The following is an 8,912-nucleotide window of genomic DNA, read 5'->3' as shown; positions in this document are numbered from 1 at the left end:
AACCTCTCCGAGGAGATCCTGAAGGACCTCGACGAGCGCGGCATCATCCGCATCGGGGCCGAGGTCGGCCCCGGGGACGTTCTGGTCGGGAAGGTCACTCCCAAGGGGGAGACCGAGCTGACCCCCGAGGAGCGCCTGCTGCGGGCCATCTTCGGTGAGAAGGCACGGGAGGTCCGCGACACCAGCCTCAAGGTGCCCCACGGTGAGGAGGGCAAGGTCATCGACGTGCGCGTCTTCTCCCGGGAGGACGCCCACGAGCTCCCGCCGGGGGTGAACCAGCTCGTCCGCGTGTACGTGGCCCAGAAGCGCAAGATCTCCGAGGGCGACAAGCTGGCGGGCCGCCACGGGAACAAGGGCGTGATCTCCAAGATCCTCCCGGTCGAGGACATGCCGCACCTCTCCGACGGCACGCCCGTGGACATCATCCTCAACCCCCTCGGCGTGCCGAGCCGGATGAACGTCGGCCAGGTGCTCGAGTCCCACCTCGGCTACGCCGCCCGGTGGGGCTGGAACGGGTCGGACGGCAGCGCGTCGTCCGGCAACGGAAGCGCCGCCGCCAGCAACGGCGCGGCGCGCAAGACCCGCCCCCGTACCCTCCCCGACACCTGGATCTCGACTCCCGTGTTCGACGGCGCCCACTGGGACGAGGCCGACGACGCCGGCCGCCACCCGACGATCAAGGCCATCTTCCAGAACCTGAACCCCGACGGAGCGTCAGGGGACGGGGACGGAGCGGCCAACCGGCTCATCGGTCTGGACGGCAAGGCGGAGTTGTACAACGGTCGCACCGGAGAGCGCTACGACAACCCGATCAGCGTCGGCTACGTGTACATCTTGAAGCTGGCCCACCTGGTCGACGACAAGATCCACGCCCGCTCGACGGGTCCGTACTCGATGATCACCCAGCAGCCCCTCGGCGGTAAGGCCCAGTTCGGCGGCCAGCGCTTCGGGGAGATGGAGGTGTGGGCCCTCGAGGCCTACGGCGCCGCCTACGCCCTCCAGGAGCTGCTGACCATCAAGTCGGACGACGTGCTCGGCCGGGTCAAGGTCTACGAGGCAATTGTCAAGGGTGAGAACATTCCGGAGCCCGGGATCCCCGAGAGCTTCAAGGTTCTCATCAAGGAGATGCAGTCCCTCTGCCTGAACGTCGAGGTTCTCTCGGCCACGGGTGAGGAGATCGAGATGAGAGAGCTCGACGAGGACCTCTTCCGCGCCGCCGAGGAGCTCGGGATCGACATCAGTCGCCCCGAGCGCGGATCGGACGAGGAAGACGAGCGCCGGGCGCGGGAGAGGAGCTTCTAGATGCTCGACGTAAACAACTTCGACCGCCTGCGGATCGGCCTGGCCACCGCTGACGCCATCCGCAACTGGTCCCACGGTGAGGTCAAGAAGCCGGAGACCATCAACTACCGGACCCTGCGCCCCGAGAAGGACGGGCTCTTCTGCGAGAAGATCTTCGGGCCCACCAAGGACTGGGAGTGCTACTGCGGTAAGTACAAGCGCGTCCGGTTCCGCGGCATCATCTGCGAGCGCTGCGGCGTCGAGGTCACCCGTTCCAAGGTCCGCCGGGAGCGGATGGGCCATATCGAGCTGGCCGCGCCGGTCGTGCACATCTGGTACCTCCGCGGTACCCGGAGCTGGCTGGCGTACCTGCTCATGGGCACCGAGGCCCGTGAGGAGCTGAAGGCCAAGCAGCTGGAGAAGGTCATCTACTTCGCCGCCAACCTGGTCACCTGGGTGGACGACGAGAAGCGCCACACCGAGCTGCCCAACCTCGAGGCCGAGCTGATCGAGGAGCTGGCCGACATCGAGCGGCAGCGGGACCTCGAGATCGACAAGCGCTTCAAGGCCATCGAGGAGGAAGTGGCCGACCTCGAGAAGTCGGGGGCCAGGGACGGGGAGATCAAAGCCCGCCAGCGGGCGGGGGAGAAGGAGATCACCACCCTCCGCGAGCGCGCCCAGGCCGAGATCGACCTGGTGCGGCGGTCCTTCGACGAGTTCCGCGACCTGTTCCCCCGCAAGATCATCGAGGACGAGCTGCTCTGGCGCGAGCTCAAGGACCGCTACGGGGACTACTTCGAGGGCGGGATGGGCGCCGAGGCCATCGCCAATCTCATCGCCCGCATCGATCTCGACGAGGAGGAGGTCAAGCTCCGCGACCAGATCGACCCGGCCGAGGGCCAGCGCCCCCTGTCCGTCCAGCGCAAGCAGAAGGCCATCAAGCGCCTGAAGATCGTCTCGGCCTTCAACCGCCGGGACGACAACGGCCGTCGGGTCAACGACCCGCGAGCCATGATCCTGGGCTCGGTCCCGGTCATCCCGCCCGATCTGCGGCCCATGGTGCAGCTGGATGGTGGCCGGTTCGCCACCTCCGACCTCAACGACCTGTACCGCCGGGTGATCAACCGGAACAACCGCCTGAAGAGGCTGCTCGACCTGGGCGCCCCGGAGATCATCGTCAACAACGAGAAGCGGATGCTCCAGGAGGCGGTCGACGCCCTCTTCGACAACGGCCGGCGCGGCCGTCCCGTCACCGGCCCGGGCAACCGCCCCCTTAAGAGCCTCTCGGACATGCTCAAGGGGAAGCAGGGGCGCTTCCGGCAGAACCTGCTGGGCAAGCGCGTCGACTACTCGGGCCGCTCGGTCATCGTGGTCGGACCGACCCTGAAGCTGCACCAGTGCGGCCTGCCCAAGCAGATGGCGCTGGAGCTGTTCAAGCCGTTCGTGATGAAGCGGCTGGTCGACTCCGAGCTCGCCCAGAACATCAAGTCGGCCAAGCGCATGGTCGAGCGCCGCCGCCCCCAGGTGTGGGACGTGCTCGAGGAGGTCATCAAGGAGCACCCGGTGCTGCTCAACCGGGCCCCCACGCTCCACCGGCTGGGCATCCAGGCCTTCGAGCCCATCCTCGTGGAGGGCAAGGCCATCCAGATCCACCCCCTCGTTTGCACGGCCTTCAACGCCGACTTCGACGGGGACCAGATGGCCGTGCACCTGCCCCTGTCCGCCGAGGCCCAGGCCGAGGCCCGGGTGCTCATGCTGTCGGCCAACAACATCCTCTCTCCCGCCACCGGTCGCCCGATCACAGTGCCCACCCAGGACATGGTCTTCGGCGCCTACTACCTCACCCTCATGGTCGACGGCGCCAAGGGTGAGGGGCGGGTGTTCCGCCGCCTGGACGAGGTGGAGCGGGCCTACGAGGCCGGGGACGTGGACCTGCACGCCAAGGTGAAGATGCGCCGGTCCGTGGCCGCCCTGTCCGGGCTCTCGGGCAACGGGTCCGGTCCCGACGGGCTGGCCGACGCCGACGGGGAGGCCCGGGCGTCGAACGGATCAGTGGACGGCTCCGACGGCTCCGACGCTGCTGCCGAGGAGCTCGAGACCACGCCGGGCCGGCTGTTCTTCAACAACGCCCTGCCGGCCGGGTTCCGTTACATCAACGACGTGGTGGGCCGGCGCAACACCTCGATCGGCTCGATCGTCGAGGACGTCGCCGCCGTCTACCCGAAGTCGGAGGTGGCGCGCAGCCTGGACCGGATCAAGGACCTGGGCTACCGCTTCGCGTCCCAGTCCGGCCTCACCATCTCGATCGACGACGTCCGCACCCCCGCCGAGAAGGCCTCGATCCTCGACCGCTACGAGAAGGAGGCGGAGAAGGCCGAGACCCAGTTCAAGCGGGGCATCATCACCGACGACGAGCGGCGCCAGAAGGAGATCGAGATCTGGACGTCGGCCAACTCCGAGGTCGGTCGGGCCATGGAGCGCACGCTGGCGACCATGTCTTTCAACCCCCTCGACATGATGGTCGACTCCGGGGCGCGCGGTAACCCCCAGCAGGTCCGCCAGATCGCCGGCATGAAGGGCCTGGTCTCCAATCCCCGAGGGGAGATGATCCCCCGGCCGATCAAGGCGTCCTTCCGGGAGGGCCTGTCGGTTCTCGAGTACTTCATCTCCACCCACGGCGCCCGTAAGGGCCTGGCCGACACCGCCCTGCGGACGGCCGACTCCGGGTACCTCACCCGCCGCCTGGTCGACGTGGCCCAGGAGCTGATCGTGCGGGAGGAGGACTGCGGCACCACCCGCGGGATCTGGATCGAGGACGTGATACCCGACGCCGCCGGGCGGCGCAGCTACCTCGAGACCCGCCTGTACGGCCGGCTCCTGGCCGACGACGTATCGCTGGCCGACGGGACCACCTTGACGGCGGGAACCCGCATGGGAGAAGAGGAGATCGCCGGCCTCCGCGACGACACGTCGCTCAACCGGGTCCGGGTGCGCTCCGTTCTCACCTGCGAGGCCATCCACGGCGTGTGCGGCGATTGCTACGGGCAGTCGCTGGCAACCAACCGGCCCATCGAGCTCGGAGAGGCGGTCGGCGTCATCGCCGCCCAGTCGATCGGTGAGCCCGGGACCCAGCTCACCATGCGGACCTTCCACACCGGCGGCATCGCGGGGGAGGACATCACCCACGGTCTGCCGCGCGTCGTCGAGCTGTTCGAGGCCCGCACCCCCAAGGGCGCGGCCGTTCTGGCCCGGACCTCCGGGGTGGTACGGATCACCGAGGAGGAGAACGGCCGCCGCATCACCATCGTCGGGGACGACGGCAGCGAGGACTCCTACAGCGTGAGCCCGCGGGCCCACCTGGAGGTGTCCGAGGGCGCCGAGATCCAGGCGGGGGACCCCCTCGTCGAGGGACCGAAGGACCCCAAAGAGCTGCTCGAGATCAAGGGCATCCGGGAGACCCAGCAGTACCTCGTCGAAGAGGTGCAGAAGGTGTACCGGGACCAGGGCGTGTCGATCCACGACAAGCACATCGAGCTGATCGTGCGCCAGATGCTGCGCCGGGTCTCGGTGGCCGAGGCCGGTGACAGCGCCCTTCTCCCCGGGGAGCGGGTTGACGCCCGCATCTACGCCGAGGTCAACCGGAGCCTGGTCACCGAGGGCAGGCGCCCCGCCGAGGGCCGTCCCGAGCTGATGGGGATCACCAAGGCGTCGCTGGCGACGGAGTCCTGGCTGTCGGCGGCCTCCTTCCAGGAGACCACCCGGGTGCTCACCGAGGCCGCCATCGAGGGGAAGTCCGACGGGCTGTTCGGCCTGAAGGAGAACATCATCATCGGCAAGCTCATCCCCGCCGGCACCGGGATGTCCCGGTACCGCGCCATCGACCTCGAAGCCCCCGAGGCCCAGCACATGACGTTCTGGTCGTCGGAGTCCGAGGTGGCCACCGAGGACCTGGCGGCGTGGCTGGCGGGGATCGGCTCCGAGGGTCAGGGACAGGAGGCCGCGGCCACCACCTGGTCCTCCGATGCCCCCGACCAGTGGCAGCAGCAGGACACCCCTCCCGACGGGGAGTGGGAGCAGGGCGCCAGCTAGGCGGCAGCAGGGGGCGCAGCGGCCCCGCTCACGAGGACGCCGTGGGGCTGGGGCCCCACGGCAGCAGCGGGCGAGGTCCGAAGGACCCGGGTGCCCGCCGCCATGTCAGGGGGTGAAGCGGGCTGCGGCCACCGATCCGTCGTTGCCGTTGACGGGGACGGTGGCCCGCAGCCCCGACGCCTGGTTGCCGACCACGTCGAGGGCCAGGGTCACCGACTGTCCGGGTCCCAGCTGGCCGGTGGCCGGAGCCACCCGCAGCCAGGGCGCCGTGGTGGCCGCCTGCCAGGACACCGTCCGGGCGCCGACGTCCGAGAGGTGCAGCACCGCCGTGCTGGTGGCGGCGGGGTCGAGCACGAGCGAGGACCCGCCGGCAGGCAGGCGGCTGATGGCTGCCACCGCCGCCCGGGCCGACGTCGGCCCGCTGGGCGCCGACGACGGCCACGCCAGATAGGCAATCGCGCCGGTCGCGGAGGCGGCGAGGACAACCCCGGCCGCCGTCCGCGCCGTCACCCGGTGCCGGCGCCTCCGGCCGGCCGGGACCGGCGCATCGCCCGGGGGCACGGACGCCGGCCGGTCGGCGGGGTCGCCGTGGGCAGGCGGCGCAGAGGCCCGGCCCCCGGGCGGCTCCCGCCGCGCCAGCTCCCCGACGCTGACCATGGCCCGGAGGCGGTCCGAGCACGCCGAGCAGCCCTCGGTGTGGTCCGCCACCGCGGGCGCCAGCTCCAGGGCCCGGGCCCGGGACACGCCCTGACGGGCGGTCCCCTCCTCCGGGTCGGCCGGAACGGTCACGATCGTGGCCAGCTCGACGCAGGGGCCGGGGCCGAGCCACGCCATCAGGGCCGGGTCCAGATCGGGCTCGGAGGCACCCGGCGCCGCCACCAGCCAGCGGGCCGCCTCGGCCAGGTCGGGCGGGCCGCTCCCCGGGTCCGGGACGTCCAACGGGTCGGGGTCCCGCCAGAAGACCACGTCGGTGGGATCGGGCATGGCCCGGGCAACGGTAGGCCACGGGAATGCTTGTTTGCTCCGGGGCCTGCCGTCGCGTAGCATTGACGCCCGGTTCGTACCGCTCTTTGCAGGGCGAACCGGCCCCCTCGGAAGTCTCCTCAAAGGTCCGCCGTGCCCACAATTTCACAGCTCGTCCGCAAGGGCCGCGAGTCCAAGCAGTCGAAGACCAAGACGCCGGCCCTGCGAGGCGCGCCCCAGCGACGGGGCGTGTGCACCCGGGTGTTCACGACCACCCCCAAGAAGCCCAACTCGGCCCTCCGGAAGGTGGCCCGGGTGCGGCTGACCACGGGCATGGAGGTGACCGCCTACATCCCGGGGGTGGGCCACAACCTCCAGGAGCACAGCATCGTCCTGGTACGCGGCGGCCGGGTGAAGGACCTGCCCGGGGTCCGGTACAAGATCGTGCGGGGCACGCTGGACACCTCGGGGGTCCGCGACCGCAAGCAGGCCCGTAGCCGCTACGGCGCCAAGAAGGAGGGCTGACCGTGCCCCGCAAGGGACCCGCCCCCCGCCGCGACCTGATGCCGGACCCGGTCTACCGCTCGGTCCTGGTCACCCAGCTGGTCAACAAGATCCTGTCCCGGGGCAAGCGCACGCTGGCCGAGCGGATCGTGTACGAGTCGCTCGACATCATCCGGGAGCGGACCGGGAGCGAGCCGGTGGCGGCGCTGAAGCGGGCCGTGGAGAACACCAAGCCCCAGCTGGAGGTCAAGAGCCGCCGGGTCGGCGGGGCCACCTACCAGGTGCCCGTGGAGGTCCGGCCCCGGCGGGCCACCACGCTGTCGCTGCGCTGGCTGGTGGGGTACTCCCGCCAGCGGCGGGAAAAGACCATGGCACTGCGCCTGGCCAACGAGCTGCTGGACGCCTCCAACGGAATCGGCACCGCGGTCAAGCGCCGGGAGGATACGCACAAGATGGCGGAGGCCAACAAGGCCTTCGCTCACTACCGCTGGTAGAGCCGGCGCCGTAGCCGCCGGCCTGCGGCCGGCAGATCGGCGTGCTGTAACGCCGGACCAACTTCGTCGAGCACGAGAAGAAAGCAACATGCCCATCATCAGGGAGTTCCCGCTGGCCCGGACCCGCAACATCGGGATCATGGCGCACATCGACGCGGGCAAGACCACGACAACCGAGCGCATCCTCTACTACACGGGCAAGAACTACAAGATGGGCGAGGTCCACGAGGGCGCCGCCACCATGGACTGGATGGTCCAGGAGCAGGAGCGGGGGATCACCATCACCTCCGCCGCCACGACGTGCATGTGGAAGGACACCTGGATCAACATCATCGACACCCCCGGCCACGTGGACTTCACCGTCGAGGTGGAGAGGTCCCTCCGGGTGCTCGACGGCGCCGTCGCCGTCTTCGACGCCGTGGCCGGCGTCGAGCCCCAGACCGAGACGGTCTGGCGCCAGGCCAATAAGTACGGCGTGCCACGCATCTGCTTCATCAACAAGATGGACCGCATCGGGGCCGACTTCTTCCGCGCCGTCGACATGATCAAGGACCGCCTCGAGGCGATGCCCGCCGTGGTCCAGCTCCCGATCGGCGCCGAGTCCGAGTTCCACGGGTGCGTGGACCTGATCGGCATGAAGGCCCTCGTCTGGGAGGAGGGCATGGGAGAGCGCTGGGAGGTCACCGAGATCCCGGCCGAGCTGGCCGAGACCGCCGAGACGTGGCGCCACGAGCTGGTCGACGTCCTGTCGCACTTCGACGACGACATCACCGAGAAGTACCTCGGGGACGAGGAGATCACCGCCGACGACCTTCGCCGCGCCCTGCGCAAGACCACCATCGCCAATCAGGTCGTCCCCGTGCTGTGCGGATCGGCGTTCAAGAACAAGGGCGTCCAGCCCATGCTCGACGCGGTCCTCGACTTCCTGCCCAGCCCCCTGGACGTGCCGACCGTCGAGGGCACCGATGTCAAGGGGATGGAGCCGATGAGCCGCTCGGCCGACGACGAGGCGCCCTTCTCCGCCCTGGCGTTCAAGATCATGACCGACCCCTACGTGGGGAAGCTGACCTACCTCCGGGTGTACTCGGGGACCCTGGAGAAGGGCTCGAGCATCCTCAACTCGACCAAGGACCGCAAGGAGCGGGTGGGCCGCATCCTGCAGATGCACGCCAACCACCGTGAGGACAAGGACGCCATCTACACCGGGGACATCGTGGCGGCGGTGGGCCTCAAGAACACCACCACAGGCGACACCCTGTGCGACCCCGCCCACCCGATCCTTCTCGAGACGCTGGAGTTCCCCGAGCCGGTCATCCACGTCGCCGTCGAGCCCAAGACCAAGGCCGACCAGGACAAGCTGGGCAAGGCCCTCTACGCCCTGTCCGAGGAGGACCCGACCTTCCAGGTCCACACCGACGAGGAGACGGGCCAGACCGTCATCTCCGGGATGGGCGAGCTGCACCTCGAGGTCCTGGTGGACCGGATGCTGCGCGAGTTCAAGGTCGACGCCCACGTGGGCAAGCCGCAGGTCGCCTACCGGGAGACCGTCACCAAGCCCGTCCAGAAGGTCGAGATGCGCTA

General features: G+C 69.6%; 6 protein-coding genes. 5 read left to right on the top strand and 1 reads right to left on the bottom strand.

All coding sequences use genetic code 11. The annotated features are described in order from the left end of the window. Together VFW24_14415 and VFW24_14410 are read left to right on the top strand one after the other, a co-directional pair. The coding region (locus VFW24_14415; GenBank protein HEX5267955.1) for a DNA-directed RNA polymerase subunit beta at nucleotides 1–1,302 on the top strand (1,302 nt) is incomplete at its 5' end. Next, complete coding sequence (locus VFW24_14410) at nucleotides 1,303–5,370, top strand: DNA-directed RNA polymerase subunit beta' (protein ID HEX5267954.1); 4,068 nt, start codon at nucleotides 1,303–1,305, stop codon at nucleotides 5,368–5,370. A gap of 105 nt (nucleotides 5,371–5,475) precedes the next feature. Here VFW24_14410 and VFW24_14405 read toward each other — a convergent pair whose 3' ends face one another. Beyond that, nucleotides 5,476–6,354, bottom strand: a complete 879-nt coding sequence (locus tag VFW24_14405; GenBank protein ID HEX5267953.1) for a hypothetical protein — start codon at nucleotides 6,352–6,354, stop codon at nucleotides 5,476–5,478. Between the two features lie 132 nt (nucleotides 6,355–6,486). On the opposite strand from VFW24_14405, the gene rpsL reads away from it, so the two are divergent. The 3 genes from rpsL to fusA all read left to right on the top strand — a co-directional run. Further along, on the top strand, nucleotides 6,487–6,858 hold the full coding sequence (gene rpsL, locus VFW24_14400) for a 30S ribosomal protein S12 (protein HEX5267952.1): 372 nt from the start codon (nucleotides 6,487–6,489) through the stop codon (nucleotides 6,856–6,858). Between the two features lie 2 nt (nucleotides 6,859–6,860). Beyond that, nucleotides 6,861–7,331: a 30S ribosomal protein S7 gene (rpsG, locus tag VFW24_14395; protein ID HEX5267951.1), complete on the top strand. Its 471-nt coding sequence runs from the start codon at nucleotides 6,861–6,863 to the stop codon at nucleotides 7,329–7,331. Between the two features lie 88 nt (nucleotides 7,332–7,419). Beyond that, the coding region (gene fusA / locus VFW24_14390; GenBank protein HEX5267950.1) for an elongation factor G at nucleotides 7,420–8,912 on the top strand (1,493 nt) is incomplete at its 3' end.

Source organism: Acidimicrobiales bacterium, assembly GCA_036273495.1.
Classification (GTDB): Bacteria; Actinomycetota; Acidimicrobiia; order Acidimicrobiales; family JAJPHE01; genus DASSEU01.
This window is presented reverse-complemented; position numbering and strand designations above follow the sequence as displayed.